Below are 19,951 nucleotides of genomic sequence, written 5' to 3' on the forward strand. Positions count from 1 at the left end.
TCCTATGTAAGTCAAATTTATTTGTAGATTTTCAGTTTGTCCATTATTTCCTTTTCTTCTTTCCTCATTTCCAGTTTATCATCTTCTTCAATATGGTCAAAGCCAAAAAGGTGAAGAAGTGAATGTACAAGAAGGTATGACAGTTCTCTCTGGAATGAATGGTTGAATTCCTCAGCCTGCTCCCTTAGCCTGTCCACGGATATGACCACATCACCTAGAATGGTGTTTTCAAAGTCAAGTTCAAATTCCTCATCCATTGGAAAGGACAAGACATCTGTTACCGAATCCTTGTCTCTATACGCTTTGTTCAGTTCCCTTATTTCTTCGTTGGTGACGAATGAAATGCTCACCTCGTAATTTGTCCTGTCTCCCAGATGATTGAAGGTGGTCTCGCAAACCGTATCTATAAGCTTGCTTTCTTCTTCACTTAGTTCCCACCCATCGGTCCTGTTATCTATTAGAATTTCCATTTCTTCTCTTTTCCTCTCTGTCCTTGTTTTTTTCAAATTTTTCATATGCACTTATGATATCTTGAACCAGCCTGTGTCTAACTACATCCTTTTTATCGAAATAGATGAACGATATTCCTTTTACATTTTTTAGTATACCTTCAACCTGTTTGAGTCCTGATTTTTTGCCTGCAGGCAAATCTATCTGCGTTACATCGCCCGTAACAACAGCTTTAGACCCGTAACCCAGCCTCGTAAGAAACATTTTCATCTGTTCCTTTGTTGTATTTTGCGCTTCATCCAGTATTATAAAGGCTGAATCTATAGTCCTTCCCCTCATGTAAGCAAGGGGTGCCACTTCTATCAATCCTTTTTCAAGATTTCTCAAATAGTTTTCAGCACCCATTATTTCAAACAATGCATCATAAAGAGGCCTCAAATAAGGATCAACCTTATCCTGCAGATCACCCGGAAGAAATCCAAGCTTTTCTCCGGCCTCTACAGCAGGTCTTGTAAGTATGATCCTCTCCACTTCCTTCTTCCTGAATGCATCCACCGCCATTGCCACTGCAAGATAAGTTTTCCCGGTACCTGCCGGACCAATGCCGAAAACAATATCGTTCTTTCTTATATTGTCTATATACATCTTCTGTCCTATGGTTTTTGGCTTGATCATCCTGCCCGAAGAGGTGACTGTCAATATATCATTGAGATAGTCGCTGACCCTCTCAGTATTGCCTTCTGCATAGTGTCTCATCAAATAATTGAATTTCTCCTGGGAAACCTTGCCTTCCTTTTCTATGGCTGAAATTATTTCGTCAAGCATCTTAGCCACTGCCTTGACATCTTCTTCTTTTCCAATTATTTTAAGGTCATTTTCTCTTACAAGCAAATCTATATTAAAAAGTTCTCTAATTTGTTTGATATTGCTGTCCATCTGTCCAAATAATATTTGAACCGTTTTACTGTTGTTTATACTCAATTGTTTTTCAAAATTGTCCATTTATCCTCCTTGGTCATAAAACGTACCTTAATGATAACACAAGTCATGTATTTTTTCTACCAAGAAAGCGGCTATGTCGTGTTAAATGCGTAAGCATTTATTAGGGTGCAAAGGAAAGTTTCCTTTAAAGCGTAATACCAACGTTTCAAGGGGTTATGCATATTTACTTTCATGAGTTTATAAATCCGATGTATAAACGAATTGTATTTAGCGGTTTTCTCTGATAAAATTGTTCTATAAAGGAGGAATGCAAATGACTGTACATATTGGAGCAAAAAAAGGAGACATAGCTGAAACAATATTATTACCGGGAGATCCTTTAAGAGCCAGATTCGTGGCTGAAAAATATTTGGAAAATCCGGTGTGCTACAATGAAGTAAGGGGAATGTATGGATACACAGGTCATTATAAGGGTAAAAGGATTTCTGTTCAGGGAACAGGAATGGGAATGCCTTCCATCGGCATCTACTCCCATGAACTCATCGCTGACTATGGAGTGAAAAACCTCATAAGAATAGGATCCTGCGGTTCTTTCAACGAAAACATAAAAGTAAGAGACGTATTGCTCGCAATGAGCGCATCAACAAATTCAAACTATGCATCCCAATACGAACTTCCGGGAACTTTTGCACCAACAGCTTCATATGAACTTCTGGAAAAGGCCAAGAAAGCTGCCGATGAAAAAAGCATCCCCGTGAAGGTTGGAAATATCCTTTCCAGCGATATATTCTATGATGCCAATCCTGATGCGTGGAAGAAGTGGGCTGCCCTGGGAGTAATGGGAGTTGAAATGGAAGCTGCGGCCCTTTACATGAATGCTGCAAAACTTGGAGCCAACGCTCTTGCAATACTAACCGTCAGCGACAGTCTCGTTACACATGAACTGACAACATCAGAGGAAAGAGAAAAAACCCTCACCGACATGATAGAAATAGCACTGGAACTGGCATAAAAGCATTGCACAAAAAAAAGACCCTTTACGGGTCTATTTTTTTAATTTAACCGAAGTACTTCATGACTATCTGATTAACCTGTTTACCATCTGCACGACCTTTGATTATCGGCATAACCTTGCCCATAATCTTGCCCATGTCCTTTTTGGACTGTGCATTGGTATCCTTGATAGCCTGAACAACTATTTCTTCGAGCTCTTCAGCTCCTAGTTGTGGCGGTAAATATTCAGTCAATATGGATATTTCCTCTTCAGTAAGCGCAACCAAATCATCTCTGCCGCCAGCCTTAAAATCTTCGATGCTGTCCTTCCTTTGTTTAACCTGCTTCATGATAATGCTCAAAACATCTTCATCTTCAAGTTCAACTCTGTTGTCAACTTCGGACTGCTTTACAGCTGCTCTAATCATGGTTACGACATTTTTTCTTACCTTGTCTTTATTTTTCATTGAAGCTTTCAAATCTTCCATTAGCTTCTCTTTTAAAGACATAACGTCACCTCAATTATCTACTTTTCTTGTTTCTTTTTCTTTTAGCAGCTTCAGCTTTTTTCTTTCTTTTAACGCTTGGCTTTTCGTAATGCTCTCGCTTTCTTACTTCAGAGAGAACGCCAGTGATAGCACATTGTCTTTTGAATCTCTTTAAGGCATTATCCAAAGATTCATTTTCTCTTACTTTAACTTCTGTCATTTGCGACCCTCCCTTCGTAATTCTATTGTGACAATACTCAAATTGCACTTGTACATTATACATTATGTATTCAAATATTACAACAGTTATTTTATATTTTTAGCCTGGAGGCCACTGCAAGGATCTTTTTCCCAGAATATGGAAATGAACATGATTGACAGTCTGCATGGCGTCCTTGCCGCAGTTGGAAACGATTCTGTAGCCTGATTCGTCTATACCGGCTTTTTTAGCTATCTCCGGAATGATTTCAAAAATCCTGCTTATATGTTTGCTGTTTTCTTCATTCACATCATTTAATGATGAAATATGAACTTTCGGAATCACTAGAACATGAACCGGCGCTTCCGGGTTAATATCATTAAAGGCAAATACGTCTTCATTTTCAAAAACTGCTTCTGAAGGTATTTCCTTATTTGCTATCTTGCAAAACAAACAATCCTTCACACTTACACCTCCTCCGTATATAAAAAACCGTTGTTGCTATAACTTATTTTAACGTTTTTTATCGAATTATGCAAATCCGAAGCCGATTTGGACAATACCGTCAAATAATTGCTTGAATGACCCATATATTCGTCCGAATCCCTTAAACTTTCGTATAGCACTTCCAGTTCTTTTCCTATAAAATCGCTGTAGAACTTTTCAGCGGTTTTTTCACATATTTCCGCCAGGACCCTGGCCCTTTCCTTCTTGACCTGGTTTGGAATCTTGTTATCCATGTCATATGCCTTTGTTCCTTTTCTGGGTGAAAATGGAAAAACATGAACCTTTGAAAACCTTATATCTTCAACAAACCTGCATGTCTCCTCGAATTCTTCCTCTGTTTCTCCAGGGAATCCTACTATTATGTCAGTGGTTATTCCCACTTGCGGCATATATTCCCTTATAAGTTCAACCTTTCCCCTGTATTCAGCGGTGTCATACCTTCTGTTCATTCTCTTAAGAACCGTATCCGAACCGCTTTGAAGTGACAGATGGAAATGATCGCAGAAATCACCCTCCACAAGCTTCTCCATGAATTCCCTGCTTATTATTCCAGGCTCCAGAGATCCGAACCTGTACCTTATATCATCCAGGTTCAGTTTATTTATTGCATCCACCAGATCTTCAAGATTCGTATCTTCCAAATCCGTACCATAAGATGTCATATGGATACCGTTGAATACTATTTCCTTGTATCCATTGGAATGAAGCTTGACAATCTCGTCTGTTATATCGCTTATTTCCCTGCTTCTCACAGGTCCTCTCACATAGGGTATGATGCAGTAGGTACAAAACTGTCTGCATCCGTCCTGTATCTTCACAGTTGCCCTTGTACGCTCAGAAGTATGTGATATTGTCATTTCTTCATATTTTTCATGGGGCTTGAATTCATCAACCTTGTAAAGATGATGATTGGATTCAAAGTATTCTGCAACAAAATCAACAACGCTGTCCTTGTGCTTTGTACCAACCACTATGTCGATATTGTCGTTATCCTTCAATTCTTCCCGTCTGCCCTGTGCATAGCATCCCGCCATTACTACAACACTTTCACCGTTGAGCTTCTTGGCCCTCTTTACAAGGTTTCTTGTTTTCTTGTCACTTGCCGCAGTCACTGTACAGGAGTTCACAATGAAAACATCAGTCTCCCCGCAGGGTTCTATAACCTTGTAGCCCCTGTCTTTAAACAGCTGCATCATTGCATCAGTTTCAAATTGATTGACCTTGCAGCCCAGGGTGTAAAATGATACATTCAATAAAATCACCTAAATATTCTTAGTTTTATACATCAGTATGGAATTTACAACAATTCCAGCTGTTTCTGTCCTTAAAATTCTTGGTCCCAAAGTTACAATTTTCGCCCCGGCATTTTTGAGCTCTTCAATTTCCAAAGCTTCAAATCCCCCTTCAGGACCAATTATTACATTGGCAATATTGCCTTCGATTTCTATATCATTAAGACCGAGATTATCCTCGTCTTCATAGGGAACTATTATGTCACCGCCGTTTTCCTTCAGCATGGATATCATCTCCTTAAAAGACACTATTTCATCAACTACGGGGACTATGTTCCTCATGGACTGCTTAGCTGCTTCCATTGCTATCTTGCTCCACCTGTCGACTTTCTTCAGTTCCCTTTTCTTATCGGAGAGCTTAACAACGGTACGGTGGCTGATTACAGGAATTATGGCAGCAACACCTACCTCAGTGTTCTTCTGTACAATAAGCTCCATTTTGCTGGCTTTTGGCAAACATTGATAAAGATTGATCTTCAGATCAGCCTCCCTCTTGTATTTGCTTTCTTCAACAACAGTGCAAAAAACAGTATCATCGCCAAAACTTTCAATTCTGCCGATGTACTCTTTTTCATCTATCACCAGATAAACCTGGTCATTTTCCCTTAATCTTAATACATTTTTACAATGTTTGAAATCCCCGCCTTTCAAAAGAGCGGTTTTCCCATCACATTCATCAATGAAGAATCTATTCATATTATTTCAACCTTGCCGTAATACCGGCCCATTCGCCTTTCACAAGGGTTTCAACTATGTCAAAATCATTTTCCACAAGGGCGGTCCTTACATTTTCCACCTTTGTAGCCAAAATTCCCGAAGAAATGAAAAGCCCTCCATTCTTCAAGACATTTGACAGCTGGCTCACCATTCTTATTATAATATCAGCAGTTATATTTGCAACCACTATGTCAGCTTCATAATCCACCTTGTTCAGCAGGTTTCCTTTCTTTATATCTACATTGTCACAGTCGTTTACTTCAACATTTTCCTTGGCAATCCTTACAGAGTCGTCATCTATATCTATGCCTAAAACTTCTTTTGCACCAAGCTTTGAAGATAGAATTGCCAGTATTCCAGTTCCCGTACCAATATCAAGAACCTTGCTTTCCGAATCTATCTTGCCTTCCAGCTGCTCTATGCACAATGATGTTGTTTCATGAGTTCCTGTACCGAATGCAGCCCCAGGATCGATTTCAATTATAATTTCCCCTTCTTTTTGGGAATATTCCTCCCATGTCGGCTTGACTACAACATTTTCTCCAAGTTTGAAAGGTTTGAAATTCTTCTTCCACTCGCTGTTCCAATCCCTGTCCTCCAAATCCTGGATTTCAATTTCTGTCAATCCAAGATCCAAGTCATACCTTGGCAGCATATTTATTCTTTCCTTGATGAAATCCTTCTTCTCTTCCCAGTTTTCGTCATTTTCAAAATACCCCTTTATCACAACACCATCATAATAGTCCTTCGCCAAATCCTCATCCAGGTAGTCCCATCGTTCATCTTCCTTCAAAAGGTTCAGAATATCATTTGGATCCTCTATGACAATCCCTTCAACCATTGCTTCATGAAGTATGTTTGTAACAGCTTCCTTTGCCTCAAAAGTGGTTTTTATAACAATTTCAATCCATTTCAAATTACTGCACTCTCCTAACTAAAAGCATCTTTTACTTTATCAAATATCCCCTTTTTTTGAGGTTCTACATTTTCACCAAACTCTTTGGCAAAGTTCATTAATATCTCTTTCTGCTTGTCTGTCAGCTTGGTTGGTGTATCTATCACTACCCTTACATACTGATCGCCTTTTCCGCCGCCTCTAAGGTGCTGGATACCTCTGTTCCTCAGTCTAAATACCGTACCTGTCTGTGTTCCTTCCGGAATATGATACTTCACCTTCCCCTCAAGAGTTGGCACTTCGACAGTATTGCCTAAGGTTGCAGTAACAAAAGATACCGGCATATCATACCATATATCGTATCCGTCCCTGTTGAACAGCTTGTGAGACTTAACGTTGAGATACACATAAAGATCTCCCGGAGGCGCTCCCTTGTCTCCATGGTTTCCTTCTCCCCTGAGAGGTATGATTGAATCGGAATCCACGCCTGCAGGTATGTTTATTGTAATCTTCCTTGCTTTCTTCTCTTTTCCTGATCCATGGCAAACCCTGCAAGGCTCTTCGATTATCTTTCCGGTCCCCTTGCATGTGGGACAGGTGCTTACATTAGAAAACTGTCCGAAGGGTGTATTCTGAACAGATCTTACACTTCCCATGCCATTACATGTTGTACATGTCTTCTTGGATGTTCCCGGTTCTGCACCGTCTCCGCCGCAATGTGAACATGTTTCCATTCTTGAGACCTTCACTTCTTTTTTTGTACCGAAGGCAGCATCTTCAAAAGAAATGTTGAGTCTTATCTTGAGATCGGCACCCTTTCTTGGACCTTGCCTCCTCTGTCTGCCTCCGCCTCCGAACATGTCGCCGAAAATGTCACCAAAAATATCTTCAAATCCGCCTGCACCGCCAAATCCACCGGCACCGCCAAATCCCTGGCCGCCGTTTTCAAATGCAGAATGTCCGAATCTATCGTATTTTGCCCTTTTCTCTTCATCACTGAGCACTTCATATGCTTCATTGACTTCCTTGAATTTCATTTCCGCTTCATGGTCGTCTGGATTCAAGTCAGGATGGTACTTCTTAGCCTGCTTCCTGAATGCCTTTTTTATTTCAGCATTATCTGCATCTTTACCAATGCCCAGTATATCATAATAATCTCTTTTACTACTCATTTTTTCACCACCATTTAAGTATGGACTTAGGGACATAATGTGTCAGCCAATAAAGGCTGCAACCATGTCCCATCATCCGCTACAAGGGTAAAGCTAAATCTAATGATTTAGCTTTGACTCTCTTCGTCATCTACGACTTCATATTCTGCATCTACAACGTCATCGTCCGCCGCACCTTCCTGTGGCTGTCCTTGCTGAGCGCCTTGTTCCTGTGCTGTCTGCTGATATATCTTTTGTGCAAGCTTGTTGAATTCTTCTGTAAGAGCATCAAGCTTGGCCTTGATGTCTTCCGTCACATTTGATTCCACAGCTTTTTTTAGTTCGTCTATCTTTCCGTTAATCAATGCAGTCTCTTCAGCTGAAAGCTTGTCGCCAAGATCCTTCATGCTTTTTTCTGTCTGGTATATCATGTTGTCTGCATTGTTCTTTATTTCTATTTCTTCCTTCTTCTTCTTGTCCTCTTCTGCGAACTGTTCAGCTTCCTTGACCTTCTTTTCTATGTCATCATCAGAAAGATTTGTTGATGCAGTTATTGTAATCTTCTGCTCCTGTCCTGTTCCCTTGTCCTTGGCTGATACATTAACTATACCGTTGGCATCGATGTCGAATGTTACTTCGATTTGTGGAATTCCCCTTGGTGCAGGAGGTATTCCTGTGAGTTGGAATCTTCCAAGTGAGATATTGTCTGCAGCCATTTGTCTTTCACCCTGTAAAACGTGGATGTCAACTGCCGTCTGATTGTCTGCCGCAGTAGAGAACACCTGACTTTTCTTTGTTGGTATTCTTGTGTTTCTTTCTATAAGAGTTGTAGTAACAGAACCAAGTGTTTCGATTCCAAGAGAAAGAGGAGTAACGTCCACAAGAAGTATTTCATTTCCAAATTCTCCAGTAAGAACTCCACCCTGGATTGCAGCTCCAAGAGCAACAACTTCATCAGGGTTTACACCTTTGTGAGGCTCAATTGTCAGTCTCTCAACAGCTTCCTGCACTGCAGGTATTCTTGTTGATCCTCCAACAAGTATAACCTGGTCTATGTCTGAAGCTGAAAGCTTGGCATCTGCCATTGCCTTCCTTATAGGGTCTTTAGTCATGTCTACCAGATCACTTGTCATTTCATTGAACTTCGCTCTTGAAAGATCCATGTTCATATGCTTTGGTCCTTCCTGAGTAGCGGTTATGAAAGGAAGGTTTATGTTTGTAGACATTGTTGAAGACAATTCCTTCTTTGCATTCTCAGCTGCTTCCTTAAGTCTTTGAAGAGCCATCTTGTCGTTTCTAAGATCCACTCCATTCTCGTTCTTAAACTGTGTAGCCAGGTAGTTTACTACTTTATCGTCGAAATCATCTCCGCCAAGGTGGTTGTTTCCATTTGTAGATTTAACTTCAAACACACCCTCTCCAATTTCCAGGATTGATACGTCAAATGTACCTCCACCAAGGTCGAATACCATTATAGTCTGCATGGTCTCTTCCTTGTCTATGCCATAGGCAAGAGAAGCTGCAGTAGGCTCGTTGATTATCCTTCTTACATTGAGTCCCGCTATTCTTCCGGCATCCTTTGTAGCTTGTCTCTGACTGTCAGAGAAATATGCAGGTACTGTAATTACGGCGTCAGTAACTGTTTCTCCAAGGTAGCTCTCTGCATCAGCCTTCAATTTCTGAAGAATAAAAGCTGAAATATCCTGAGGTGTATATGTCTTTCCATGTATTGTAACCTTGTGGTCTGTACCCATATGTCTTTTTATGGACATCACTGTATTGTCAGGGTTTGTTACCGCTTGTCTCTTGGCAGTCTCTCCTACTAGCCTTTCACCATCTTTTGTAAATGCTACTATTGAAGGGGTAGTTCTCTTGCCTTCCTTATTTGGAATAACAACCGCTTCTCCACCTTCCATTACTGCAACGCATGAATTTGTTGTACCTAAGTCAATTCCTATTATTTTACTCATCTTAATCCTCCTTGTTGTTATCTAGAAACTTTAACCATGCTAGGTCTGATAATCTTTTCCTTTATTTTGTATCCTTTTTGCAAAACTTCCAGTACTATATCCGCTTCAGTACCTTCAACCTCTTCGGACATTACTCCGTGGTGCATTGCAGGATCGAAAGTTGCTCCCAAAGCATCTATTTCCTCCAAACCTCTTTTTTCAAGGGTTTGTTTAAACTGGTCAAATATCATTTGTACTCCTTCCTTGAAGCTTCCATTGTCATCTGGCGCCTCAAGGGCTCTTTCAAAATTGTCCAGAACCGTAAGCATTTCGCAAACAACATCTTCAACTGCCGAAGAATAGATTCTTGTTTTTTCCTTGTCGGCTCTGTTCTTGTAGTTGATAAAGTCCGCCTGCAGTCTCAATAGTTTTGTATTCATATCGTCTTTTTCCTCTTCAGGCTCTTCTTCCTGACTTTCCTCAGTTTCTACTTCTTCATCTTCAGTTTCTACGATTTCTTCGGATTCCATGTCTTCAATTTCTTCAGACACTTCCTCTATAATCTCATCCTTTTTCTTCTTGCTCATCTGTATCACTCCTTGCTATATCTATATAGTTTTTATCTATCAGTCTGTTGACATTTAAGGACAGTGCCTTGACCATGGATATTACATTCTTATAATCCATCCTCGTTGGTCCTATTAGCCCTATCTTGCCTATGGTAACACCATTCAACTTGTATGTGGCTGAAACAACACTGCACTGTTTGATTTCATCATATTTGTTCTCATTGCCTATGGATACGTTCAGGTCTTTTCCTGTTTCATCCATGAGAATACTTGCCATGGCCTGCCTGTCTTCCATGAATAACAACAGTTCCCTGGCTTTTTCCGTATTATTGTATTCAGGATAGTTCAATATATTTGTCAGTCCGTCATAATACAAGTCTACCTTTTCATATTGCTTCATTGTATTAAGAAGAAGCATAAAAATCTCATCCATCTTTTCATCAAAGTTTTCCCTGATGGAATAAATTTCTCTCAATATTTGGCTGTAAAGAGTTTTGTCCAAAGATTTGAGCTGTATGCCTCCAAGCTTTTCAGTCAACAGATTGGATATCTGATTCAACTGATCTGCCGGTACCGGTACCTTAATATTCAATATTACATTTTTGACAAGATTGTTTTCAGTTACAAGAACCATCAGCAACTTGTTTTCAGTGATAGGTACCAGTTGTATCCGCTTCAGCTTTGATTCCTTAAGCTGTGGCGTCATTGCAAAAGCAGTATATTTTGTGAGCTGGGACAATATCCTTGCTGAATTTCTGATGAATTTTTCCATTTCATCAATTTCTTCCTGAAGGATTTTCTTTATCTGCTCATTGTATTTATTTCTTGAACTTTTTCTGATAAGCTTATCCACATATAATCTGTAGGCCTTGTCTGTAGGCACTCTGCCGGCAGAAGTATGAGGTTGTATCAAGAATCCCAGTTCTTCAAGGTCGGACATTTCATTCCTGACTGTTGCAGAACTTATTCCAAGGTCGTATTTCTTTGAAATCGTCCTTGAACCGATGGCTTCGCCTTCGTGAATATAACTGCTGACTATGGCTTTCAATATTTTAATTTTTCTATCGCTCAATTCCATTTTATCAGCTCCTCTGTTAGCACTCTATCCAGATGAGTGCTAAGCTCATAGCAATAAGATACTACTAACTATTGGTTTTGTCAATACCAATATGCATTTTTTTAGAAGATTTAATCAGGCATTAATTCAATAAAGACAGAGTTCGAAAGGTCAAGGCCTTTCTCTGTAAGTCTGATTGATCCCCCATCATTGAAAATCAGCCCTTTTTCAACAAGTGCAGTAATCTTATCATTAAAGCGGTCACGGTTTATAACTATGTTTTTTTCGTAGTCTTTATATGTAATTCCTGCGGTCTTTCTCAAGCCCAGAATCATATATTCCCACTCAGCTTCACTTTTTTCTATTTCTTCTAGAGTTTCATATTCAAGTTTACCAAATTCAATATTTTTCAAGTATTTGTCAAGATCAGTGGTATTTGAAAAACGCAGATCGTCAAGGCATGAATGAGCCGACAATCCAAGCCCAAGATATTCTTCCCTGTTCCAGTACTTCAGATTATGCCTGCTTTCAAATCCTTTCAGTGAAAAGTTTGAAATTTCATATTGCAAAAATCCTTTTTCAGCCATTTCCCTTCTTCCCGAATAATACATTCTTCTTTCATCTTCATCATCACAAACACGTATTTCTCCTCTGTCAAACATGCTGTACATAGGAGTTCCTTCTTCAAGCTTCAATGAATAATACGAAACATGTTTGATTCCGGTTTTCAGTATTTCCTTAATGTCATTGACCGGAGACTCCACATTCTGACCGGGAAGATTGAATATTATGTCTGCGCTTATATTTTCAAATCCTGTTTCCCTCAACATTTCGATTGTATCGAATACCTCTTGTCTGCTATGGATCCTTCCGATTTTCTTTAGAACCTCATCGTCAAGACTTTGTACTCCTACACTTATGCGGTTTATGCCCGCCCGTTTATATGCTTGAGCCTTTTTTGCATCTATAGTCCCAGGATTGATCTCTATTGTAGTTTCACAGTCTTTAGCAATCCTTAAGTTCTTATTGATACTCTTCATTAAATATTCAATGCTGCCGCCCCTAAACAAGGACGGGGTCCCGCCTCCTATGAAAATGGAATCTACCACATGGCTTTCAAACCGCTTGCCATATAGCTTCAGTTCATCGACAAGAGCCTTTGCATATCTTTGTTCCACGGACTCGTCAAGGTCCACAAAGGAACAAAAGTCACAATACAGGCATTTTCTCCTGCAGAAAGGTATATGTATATATAATCCTAGTTTTTTCAATATCCTGCTCCTAATGTATCTTTTTCAGCCTACGCAGTAAAAAAGGGTCTTTCGACCCTATTTGCTGTCATCAAACTTGAGGACTGTTAGGAATGCTTCCTGAGGAACATCTACGCTGCCGATCTGACGCATCCTTTTCTTTCCTTCCTTCTGTTTTGCCAGAAGTTTTTTCTTTCTGGAAATGTCTCCACCATAGCACTTTGCGAGAACATCCTTTCTCATAGCCTTTACTGTCTCTCTTGCTATGATCTTGGATCCCACAGCGGCCTGAATTGGCACTACAAACATGTGTCTAGGTATTACATCCTTAAGCTTCTCAGCTATGGTTCTTCCGCGTTCATAAGCCTTATCTTCATGTACAATCATGGAAAAAGCATCCACAAGCTCGCTGTTGATGAGAATGTCGAGCTTAACCAGATTAGACCTTTGGTATCCTTCCAGTTCGTAATCCAGTGAAGCATAACCCTTGGTCTTTGACTTTATAGCATCAAAGAAATCATATATTACTTCATTCAAAGGCAGCCTGTAATGAAGGATAACCCTGGTGGTTTCTATATATTCCATATTCATGAATTCGCCTCTTCTGTTCTGACATAATTCCATTATTGCACCTACATAGTCAGTTGGCGTCATTATGCTTGCCTTTACAACAGGCTCTTCCATATATTCTATTTCTGCCGGCGAAGGCATGTTTGTAGGATTCTGCAGCTTCATCATTGTTCCGTCGGTCTTGTATATGTTGTAGATAACACTAGGCGACGTAGCTATGATGTTTAGGTCAAATTCCCTTTCAAGCCTTTCCTGAATTATTTCCATATGAAGAAGTCCCAAAAACCCGCATCTGAATCCGAAACCCAGAGCTACAGAAGTTTCAGGTTCAAAGGTAAGTGCTGCATCGTTAACCTGGAGCTTTTCAAGAGCGTCCCTTATATTGTTGTAATCTTCTCCCTCTGCAGGATACATTCCACAGTAGACCATGGATACGACCTTCTTGTATCCAGGCAGGGGCTCTTCTGCCGGGTGTTCTTTAGAGGTGATGGTATCCCCTACCCTACAGTTCTTGACTTCCTTTATGCTGGCAGCGAGATATCCAACATCACCTGCGCTCAGTTTTTCCATTGGAACCTGACCTGGAGCCAGTATGCCTACCTCCGTAACTTCAAAGTTTGCATTTGTTGCCATCATTTTTATCTTGTCGCCTTTTCTCACAGTGCCTTCCTTGACTCTGATATAAGCGACAACGCCCTTGTAGCTGTCATAGTACGAATCGAAAATCAATGCCCTCAGAGTTCCATCCTTGTCGCCTGTCGGAGCAGGCACCTTCTCCACAATGGCTTCAAGCACGTCTTCTATGTTCAGCCCGTCCTTTGCCGATATAAGAGGTGCATCATGGGCTTCAAGGCCTATTACGTCCTCTATTTCTTCCTTTATTTCATCCGGTCTTGCACTCGGCAAATCTATCTTGTTTATCACTGGAACTATTTCAAGGTCCTGGTCAACTGCAAGATATACATTCGCAAGAGTCTGGGCCTCGATTCCCTGTGCCGCATCCACCACCAGGACTGCTCCCTCACATGCCGCAAGACTTCTTGACACTTCATAGTTGAAGTCAACATGTCCGGGAGTATCGATAAGGTTAAGGATATACTCGTTGCCATCTTTTGCCTTGTAAACCAATCTGATTGTCTGAAGCTTTATGGTTATACCTCTTTCCCTTTCAAGGTCCATATTGTCAAGTATCTGCTCCTGCATTTCCCTCGATGTAAGCAGTCCAGTTTTTTCTATTAATCTATCCGCTAAAGTTGATTTTCCGTGATCTATATGAGCAATTATTGAAAAATTTCTAATAAATTTTTGTTTATCCTGCACGGTTGCCTCCTAGTTTTTAATCCGAATGTAATTATATCAAATAATACACTCCTTTGAAAGATTATTTTTTTAGATTTTTTTAATTTCCTATTGATTTTTTCCAGCAAAGACTGTATAATTTTAAAGTCGCTTAAATTTAATAAATATTAGTATTATAAAATAAATACTATACTTCCGAGGAGGTGAATTTCGTGGCAAATATTAAATCAGCAAAGAAAAGAATTCTAGTTAATGATAAAAAAAATGCGATTAACAGAGCTAGAAAATCTGAAATAAAGACTTATATCAAGAAATTTGAAGCTTCTGTTGAAGAAAACAACATAGAAGAAGCTAAAGAATTATTGGTTTTATTACAGAAGAAGTTGAGCAGAGCTTCTGCAAAGAGCACTATGCACTCTAACGCAGCTTCCAGAAAAATAAGCAGATTGACAAAAAGACTTAACACAATGGCATAATTAAGATTAAAAAACCAGATTATATTCTGGTTTTTATTTTTTTTCAAGCATACTCTTATTCCTTTGCTGCAGTTATAATCATGTCTATGCCCGTTTCCATATCAAGAAGCCCCTTCTTTACCCTTTTATCAAAATCAAAACACATATCGTATATTTTTTTGACTTTATTCTGGGACAGTTGTCTTTGCTGTTTTTTCATCTTGTTGAAGCTGAAGGGTCTGAGACCCATGGCCTTTTGTATTTCATTTGAACTGTATCCGTCCTTCTCCATCAGATAAAGTCTCAATAAAAGCCTGTAATGTCTGGATATCATGTGGAAAATATAGTGTGCTGCAACGTTCTTTCCTATCATGTCGTAAACCATTCTGAAGGCATTATCCGAATTTCCTTCGCATATGAAGTCCACAAGCTTGAAAATGTTATTTTCAATGGATATTATGGTAACACTGTCTATATTGGATCTGTTTATGTCTCCTCCCTTTTCGGTATTGCTTATCAACTTGTCCAATTCGTTCTTTACATCATATAAAGTCAAAGGACTTTCATAATCAAGATATCCGATTACCTGCGCAAGATAATGAACATCCCCATCTGACATTTCCCTGTTGTTCTTGCTGACATACATCTTAATCCATGAAACCAGTTCGTTTTCCTTAAGCTTGTCGTACTTTACTATTGATCCCATCTTGTTGATTTTCTTGTACAGTTTTTTTCTACTGTCCACCTTTATTCCCGAACAGTTGAAAATGAGTATATTTTCATCAACTCTACTGTCAAGATATCCCATTATATGTTTTTCGTCATCGGCTGCAAGTGATTTCTTTGATGTGAGGAAGTCACAGTTTTCAATGACCATGATCTTCTTTTCCACCATGAATGGTATGGTATTCATGAATCTGCCAACCTCGTCCCCTCTGTTTTTTATATTGTCTATTACAAAGAAATTCATATCCTCAAATCCGGACATGTATTTCTTTTTTAGCTTGCCTATGAAGTTGTCTGTCAAATACACCTCATTGCCTGTCAATATTATTACGTCCTTGCTGCTCATTGCGACACTTCCTCTCGATTCGTATATTTCCTGTCAGATATGCTGCTGCAACCAGTAGAATCGACCCGGTCATCAACTGGGCAACTCCTGCTTCAACATCTTCATTAAGGGACTTTACCGTATACCCACCTCTACCTTCAACATTAATGACTACTTCACCATCAATATATGTTTCATAGAGGTTTGTATTTATATCTTCATATCTTTTAATCACATCTTTTGAAGGTATACCATAACTGTTTTTACCATAACTCATTATTCCATAAACCGGCATAGTCTTCAACAAAAAATTTTCACTGGATGAAGTTTCACTGCCATGGTGAGGCACTATGAGTATGTCTGTTTTATCCAGGCTGTCTGCTATTTCATCCTCCACTTCCTTCTCCATGTCTCCTGTAAATAGTATTTCAGTTCCCTTGAAATCAACCAGAAGTACAAGGGAGTTATTGTTTTCATTATCGGATTCAAATCCAACCGGAGGCCAAATAACATCAATCGCGAGATCTTTTCCCAGTTTAATACTGTCCCCCCTGTTGATTTCCAGAAAATCTATATCCTTATTGAATTCAGAAATTATCATATCATCCCTGTGGCCTGATATGATACTCTTAATCTTTACCTTTTCATCAATCTTGTCTATTCCGCTATAGTGGTCTGCGTGATAATGAGTGATAAAAATTGCATCCAGAACTCCTACTCCCCGTTTGACAAGATAATCCGGCAAGACTCTGTCAGCAACTTCATAAGCTCCATTGACTGTTCCACCGGCATCGATCATGTAGTTTTTATTCTCATATTGGAGAAGAGAAGCCGACCCCTGTCCAACATTTATTATTGATATCCTAAGACTGTTGCCTGTCATTAAAGGTATCATGTGAAAAACCGATATATGTAAGATTACCGTAATCGCTGTTATTCTATAGACAGCTTTGAACCTGTATCTTTCCTCGGGATATGACAGGAAGTATAAAACAGCTGCAACAAGCATATAATATACTATTATTTCATCAAATTCCGGTGATCTGAAATTCAAAAGGGTATATTCAACACTAGTAAGGATCTCTGTTGCAAAAACCACAGTTTTCAGTGCAAATTCAATAAAAATGAATAAAAACGCTGAAACAAAACCTGATATGAGATTTAACGGAAGCACCCAGACAGTCAAAAATAAGGTTGCCGAAACAACAGGCACTATGAGCAGATTTGCAATGATCCCCAGTAAGGATATTTGGTTGAAGTAATACAATGAAACGGGAAAAACAAATATCTGTACAAAAATGATGAAAAGCAGATATTTAAATATTTTTGACATTTCATAATATTCTGCAGTCCTGTTGAACAGACAAATTCCCATTACTGCTGCAAAAGACATCTGAAACCCGGTATCAAAAAGCCACAGTGGTCTTGCTATCAGCATTAGGCATATGGCATTCATTATGGAGTTCAACATGTCGTATTTTCTATGAAGAATGGATCCAAGGATTACAAATGTCATCATTATCAGGGCTCTCAAGACAGACAGTGGAAATCCTATGAACCAGGCATATATCCACCCAATAAAAAGACTTAGAACTAGTGCATGGCGTCTGTTCATCCTGAAAAGCCTCAATATGAAACCTATGGAAGCTATGATTATTCCTATGTGTAGTCCTGACACGGCAAGGACATGAGCTGCACCCACTCCTCTTATACTTTCCAGAAGGTCCTCATTGATGAAATCAGTATCTCCAAGCAATATCCCCTTTAATAGTCCTCCTTCAGGTGCATCCAGATTATCATTAATGGTTTCAATGATATAGTCTCTGAATCCGTTCTTAAGCCTGTAGCCTGGTCCTATGCCATCATAGGTGACAAAGTCGCCGGAAATCAATGTTCCATCTACTCCTCTGTTCATCAAATAATCCTTATAATCAAATTCTAAAAAATTACCCGCCTTTGATGGTTCAAGTATTGTTCCACTCCCTGTTATTTCCATTCCAGGCCTTATATCTCTGCCGTTCTTTAAATACAGGATTACCTTCGCTTCTATTTCCCTTCCGTCCTTATTGATTTTACAGTCAGCTGAGAAGGAATCATAGTCGCTTCCACCCTTAGGCACGTATATTCCAGTTACTATTCCTGCAAAATCCACATCTTCTTCATACATTGCTGACAGCTTGTCTACAGAAAAATAATTGGTCGATGCATATCCGAGAATAAAAAAAGATCCAACCAGGGATACATACAATAAATATTTCTTGTTTTTAATTAAACAATAAACAATTCCGGATATTAGTGGTAAAATAGAAAAGATGACTTCAATCCTTATTAAATTATATCTGGATGACACTATCCCCAGCATCAGAGAAAGTGTGGCATATAATGTTAGATTTTTCATAATCATATATTAACAAATTTATGCCAATAATAAAAGTCATTAATTATTTAATCGCAGGTGTACAAATGATAACCAGAGAGAAAACAATAGACAACAGAATTTACAATTCATTAATTCCTGAAGCCATCGCAGATGACTGCGTTTTTTTTGACATAGAAACAACAGGACTTTCAAAGCTTACATCCGAAATCTTCATTGCAGGATTTCTTTACAAGTCCGGTGACAATTACATTTTAAAACAGATGTTTTCGACATCTTCCAATTCAGAAAAATATCTGACAAATGAAATATCCAACATACTAAAAACAAAAAAGTACATCATAACATACAATGGAAACTCCTTTGATATTCCATTCTATGTACATAGATGCAAGATAAACAAAACAGACCCCCAACTTGACAAGAAAATAATGCTTGACCTCTATCAGATTTTATCAAGGTACAAGGATTGTCTTAATTATGTAAACTACAAACTCAAAACTGTTGAGGAAAGGCTTGGAATTTTAAGGCAAGATGAATTGAGCGGAAAGGATCTTGTGAAACTCAATACATCCTACAGGATGAACCCCAAGGATGAATATCTTGAAATTATGATGCTTCACAACTTTGAAGACATATACAACCTCCCCTTCATAATGGAACTTGTAAACGACTTCAAAGGAAAGAACTGTTTGGAAATAGAAAGACCTGAATTTAACTATCTATTTTTTGACAAGTTGTTTGATAAAAAAAACCAGCTTAAAATAAGGATCAGGACTCTTCCCCATAACGATATTGATATCAATGTAAATTCATTTTGTTACAAATACTACTGGAATAGAAACAAAGGATTACTTGAACTGGAAATACTGACATCCGATGGGATAGCAAACGGCAAAAGCATAAAATATGTAAACCTGAAGGATTTGGGCTTCATAAAAACAGATAAATACCTAGTAATGTCAAATGAAGGCTCACCACTGGTGGAAAATATCCTCATGTTGATGAGACTTATATTGGACAGGAATGTTGTATGACACAAGTGCCACTCAAATATTATATTGATATATCAATTGTATCAATGTTCAAAAAACAAAACAACTCCCGTAAAGGAGTTGTTTCATCACCAATATGGTGCCCAGAGGCGGAATCGAACCACCGACACGAGGATTTTCAGTCCTCTGCTCTACCGACTGAGCTATCTGGGCATATGGTGGGCCATCAGGGACTCGAACCCCAGACCTACCGGTTATGAGCCGGGCGCTCTAACCAACTGAGCTAATGGCCCTCATTCATATTTTGTTAATGGTGGGCCTAGGTGGACTCGAACCACCGACCTCACGCTTATCAGGCGTGCACTCTAACCAGCTGAGCTATAGGCCCTTAATATGGTCGGGGCGGCAGGATTTGAACCCGCGGCCCTCTGGTCCCAAACCAGATGCGCTACCAAACTGCGCTACGCCCCGATACTATTTTGTTACCTTGTTACCTTGTTTCCTACCTTTTTTGCTTTGGCAGGGGTGGCAGGACTTGAACCCACGACATTCGGTTTTGGAGACCGACGTTCTACCAGCTGAACTACACCCCTATATAAGTGAAGTTCCTCCATCTTGCACTATGGCGGAGAAGGAGGGATTTGAACCCTCGCGCCCTATTAAGGCCTACTCCCTTAGCAGGGGAGCCTCTTCAGCCACTTGAGTACTTCTCCAACTTAGTTTGGCGGAGAGGGTGGGATTCGAA

The 19,951-nt window shown here is 39.4% G+C and carries 19 protein-coding genes and 6 tRNA genes; 3 read left to right on the forward strand and 22 right to left on the reverse strand.

Going from position 1 to position 19,951, the window contains the following annotated elements; translation table 11 throughout:
* Positions 1–17: 17 nt before the first annotated feature.
* Positions 18–470: an rRNA maturation RNase YbeY gene (gene ybeY, locus BUB05_RS05140; protein WP_073048145.1), complete on the reverse strand. Its 453-nt coding sequence runs from the start codon at positions 468–470 to the stop codon at positions 18–20.
* The gene (locus BUB05_RS05145) at positions 451–1,452 is read right to left on the reverse strand and encodes a PhoH family protein (protein ID WP_073048148.1); all 1,002 of its coding nucleotides are present in this window, start codon (positions 1,450–1,452) and stop codon (positions 451–453) included. Before BUB05_RS05145 ends, ybeY begins: the two co-directional genes overlap by 20 nt.
* A gap of 253 nt (positions 1,453–1,705) precedes the next feature.
* Between BUB05_RS05145 and deoD the strand changes: the two genes are divergently transcribed.
* Positions 1,706–2,404: a purine-nucleoside phosphorylase gene (gene deoD, locus BUB05_RS05150; RefSeq protein ID WP_425430036.1), complete on the forward strand. Its 699-nt coding sequence runs from the start codon at positions 1,706–1,708 to the stop codon at positions 2,402–2,404.
* Between the two features lie 46 nt (positions 2,405–2,450).
* Here deoD and BUB05_RS05155 read toward each other — a convergent pair whose 3' ends face one another.
* The 12 genes from BUB05_RS05155 to lepA all read right to left on the reverse strand — a co-directional run bounded on the left by BUB05_RS05155 (position 2,451) and on the right by lepA (position 14,349).
* Positions 2,451–2,894 carry a GatB/YqeY domain-containing protein gene (locus BUB05_RS05155; protein WP_073048154.1) on the reverse strand — a complete coding sequence of 148 codons (444 nt, stop codon included), beginning with the start codon at positions 2,892–2,894 and terminating at the stop codon, positions 2,451–2,453.
* 13 nt (positions 2,895–2,907) lie between these two features.
* The gene (rpsU, locus tag BUB05_RS05160) at positions 2,908–3,093 is read right to left on the reverse strand and encodes a 30S ribosomal protein S21 (protein ID WP_073048156.1); all 186 of its coding nucleotides are present in this window, start codon (positions 3,091–3,093) and stop codon (positions 2,908–2,910) included.
* A 99-nt stretch (positions 3,094–3,192) separates the two neighbouring features.
* Positions 3,193–3,537 (reverse strand): histidine triad nucleotide-binding protein, encoded by a 345-nt coding sequence (locus BUB05_RS05165; protein ID WP_073048159.1) that lies wholly within the window; start codon positions 3,535–3,537, stop codon positions 3,193–3,195.
* Between the two features lie 2 nt (positions 3,538–3,539).
* Positions 3,540–4,832: a tRNA (N(6)-L-threonylcarbamoyladenosine(37)-C(2))-methylthiotransferase MtaB gene (gene mtaB, locus BUB05_RS05170; protein WP_073048162.1), complete on the reverse strand. Its 1,293-nt coding sequence runs from the start codon at positions 4,830–4,832 to the stop codon at positions 3,540–3,542.
* A 9-nt stretch (positions 4,833–4,841) separates the two neighbouring features.
* On the reverse strand, positions 4,842–5,567 hold the full coding sequence (locus BUB05_RS05175) for an RsmE family RNA methyltransferase (RefSeq protein WP_073048165.1): 726 nt from the start codon (positions 5,565–5,567) through the stop codon (positions 4,842–4,844).
* Position 5,568: 1 nt separating this feature from the next.
* Positions 5,569–6,504, reverse strand: coding sequence for a 50S ribosomal protein L11 methyltransferase (gene prmA / locus BUB05_RS05180; protein WP_073048168.1), 936 nt, complete (start codon positions 6,502–6,504; stop codon positions 5,569–5,571).
* Between the two features lie 14 nt (positions 6,505–6,518).
* Positions 6,519–7,655, reverse strand: coding sequence for a molecular chaperone DnaJ (gene dnaJ, locus BUB05_RS05185; RefSeq protein ID WP_073048170.1), 1,137 nt, complete (start codon positions 7,653–7,655; stop codon positions 6,519–6,521).
* Positions 7,656–7,762: 107 nt separating this feature from the next.
* The gene (dnaK, locus tag BUB05_RS05190; protein WP_073048173.1) at positions 7,763–9,604 is read right to left on the reverse strand and encodes a molecular chaperone DnaK; all 1,842 of its coding nucleotides are present in this window, start codon (positions 9,602–9,604) and stop codon (positions 7,763–7,765) included.
* Positions 9,605–9,621: 17 nt separating this feature from the next.
* The gene (grpE, locus tag BUB05_RS05195; protein WP_073048176.1) at positions 9,622–10,170 is read right to left on the reverse strand and encodes a nucleotide exchange factor GrpE; all 549 of its coding nucleotides are present in this window, start codon (positions 10,168–10,170) and stop codon (positions 9,622–9,624) included.
* The gene (gene hrcA, locus BUB05_RS05200) at positions 10,148–11,230 is read right to left on the reverse strand and encodes a heat-inducible transcriptional repressor HrcA (RefSeq protein WP_073048178.1); all 1,083 of its coding nucleotides are present in this window, start codon (positions 11,228–11,230) and stop codon (positions 10,148–10,150) included. The genes grpE and hrcA overlap by 23 nt, the downstream gene beginning before the upstream one ends.
* Positions 11,231–11,340: 110 nt before the next feature.
* A complete protein-coding gene (hemW, locus tag BUB05_RS05205; protein ID WP_175548505.1) occupies positions 11,341–12,480 on the reverse strand; it encodes a radical SAM family heme chaperone HemW in 1,140 nt (379 codons plus the stop codon).
* A 57-nt stretch (positions 12,481–12,537) separates the two neighbouring features.
* Entirely contained in the window at positions 12,538–14,349 is a 1,812-nt protein-coding gene (gene lepA, locus BUB05_RS05210; protein WP_073048183.1) for a translation elongation factor 4, read from the reverse strand.
* A 191-nt stretch (positions 14,350–14,540) separates the two neighbouring features.
* On the opposite strand from lepA, the gene rpsT reads away from it, so the two are divergent.
* Complete coding sequence (rpsT, locus tag BUB05_RS05215) at positions 14,541–14,804, forward strand: 30S ribosomal protein S20 (protein WP_073048185.1); 264 nt, start codon at positions 14,541–14,543, stop codon at positions 14,802–14,804.
* Positions 14,805–14,859: 55 nt separating this feature from the next.
* Here rpsT and holA read toward each other — a convergent pair whose 3' ends face one another.
* On the reverse strand, positions 14,860–15,855 hold the full coding sequence (gene holA / locus BUB05_RS05220; protein ID WP_073048188.1) for a DNA polymerase III subunit delta: 996 nt from the start codon (positions 15,853–15,855) through the stop codon (positions 14,860–14,862).
* Complete coding sequence (locus tag BUB05_RS05225; RefSeq protein WP_094762723.1) at positions 15,818–18,238, reverse strand: DNA internalization-related competence protein ComEC/Rec2; 2,421 nt, start codon at positions 18,236–18,238, stop codon at positions 15,818–15,820. Before BUB05_RS05225 ends, holA begins: the two co-directional genes overlap by 38 nt.
* Before the next feature lie 59 nt (positions 18,239–18,297).
* Here BUB05_RS05225 and BUB05_RS05230 point away from each other — a divergent pair, with 59 nt between their 5' ends.
* Positions 18,298–19,248, forward strand: a complete 951-nt coding sequence (locus tag BUB05_RS05230; protein WP_073048193.1) for a ribonuclease H-like domain-containing protein — start codon at positions 18,298–18,300, stop codon at positions 19,246–19,248.
* 95 nt (positions 19,249–19,343) lie between these two features.
* Here BUB05_RS05230 and BUB05_RS05235 read toward each other — a convergent pair.
* From BUB05_RS05235 to BUB05_RS05260, 6 genes are all read right to left on the reverse strand, one after another.
* Positions 19,344–19,419, reverse strand: a tRNA-Phe gene (locus BUB05_RS05235).
* 3 nt (positions 19,420–19,422) lie between these two features.
* Positions 19,423–19,499: transfer RNA gene (locus BUB05_RS05240), tRNA-Ile, on the reverse strand.
* Between the two features lie 18 nt (positions 19,500–19,517).
* A tRNA-Ile gene (locus BUB05_RS05245) sits at positions 19,518–19,594 on the reverse strand.
* A 6-nt stretch (positions 19,595–19,600) separates the two neighbouring features.
* Positions 19,601–19,677: transfer RNA gene (locus BUB05_RS05250), tRNA-Pro, on the reverse strand.
* Positions 19,678–19,723: 46 nt separating this feature from the next.
* Positions 19,724–19,799: transfer RNA gene (locus BUB05_RS05255), tRNA-Trp, on the reverse strand.
* 30 nt (positions 19,800–19,829) lie between these two features.
* Positions 19,830–19,919: transfer RNA gene (locus BUB05_RS05260), tRNA-Ser, on the reverse strand.
* Positions 19,920–19,951 lie beyond the last annotated feature (32 nt).

This window comes from Dethiosulfatibacter aminovorans DSM 17477, assembly GCF_900142005.1.
Lineage (GTDB): Bacteria > Bacillota > Clostridia > Tissierellales > Dethiosulfatibacteraceae > Dethiosulfatibacter > Dethiosulfatibacter aminovorans.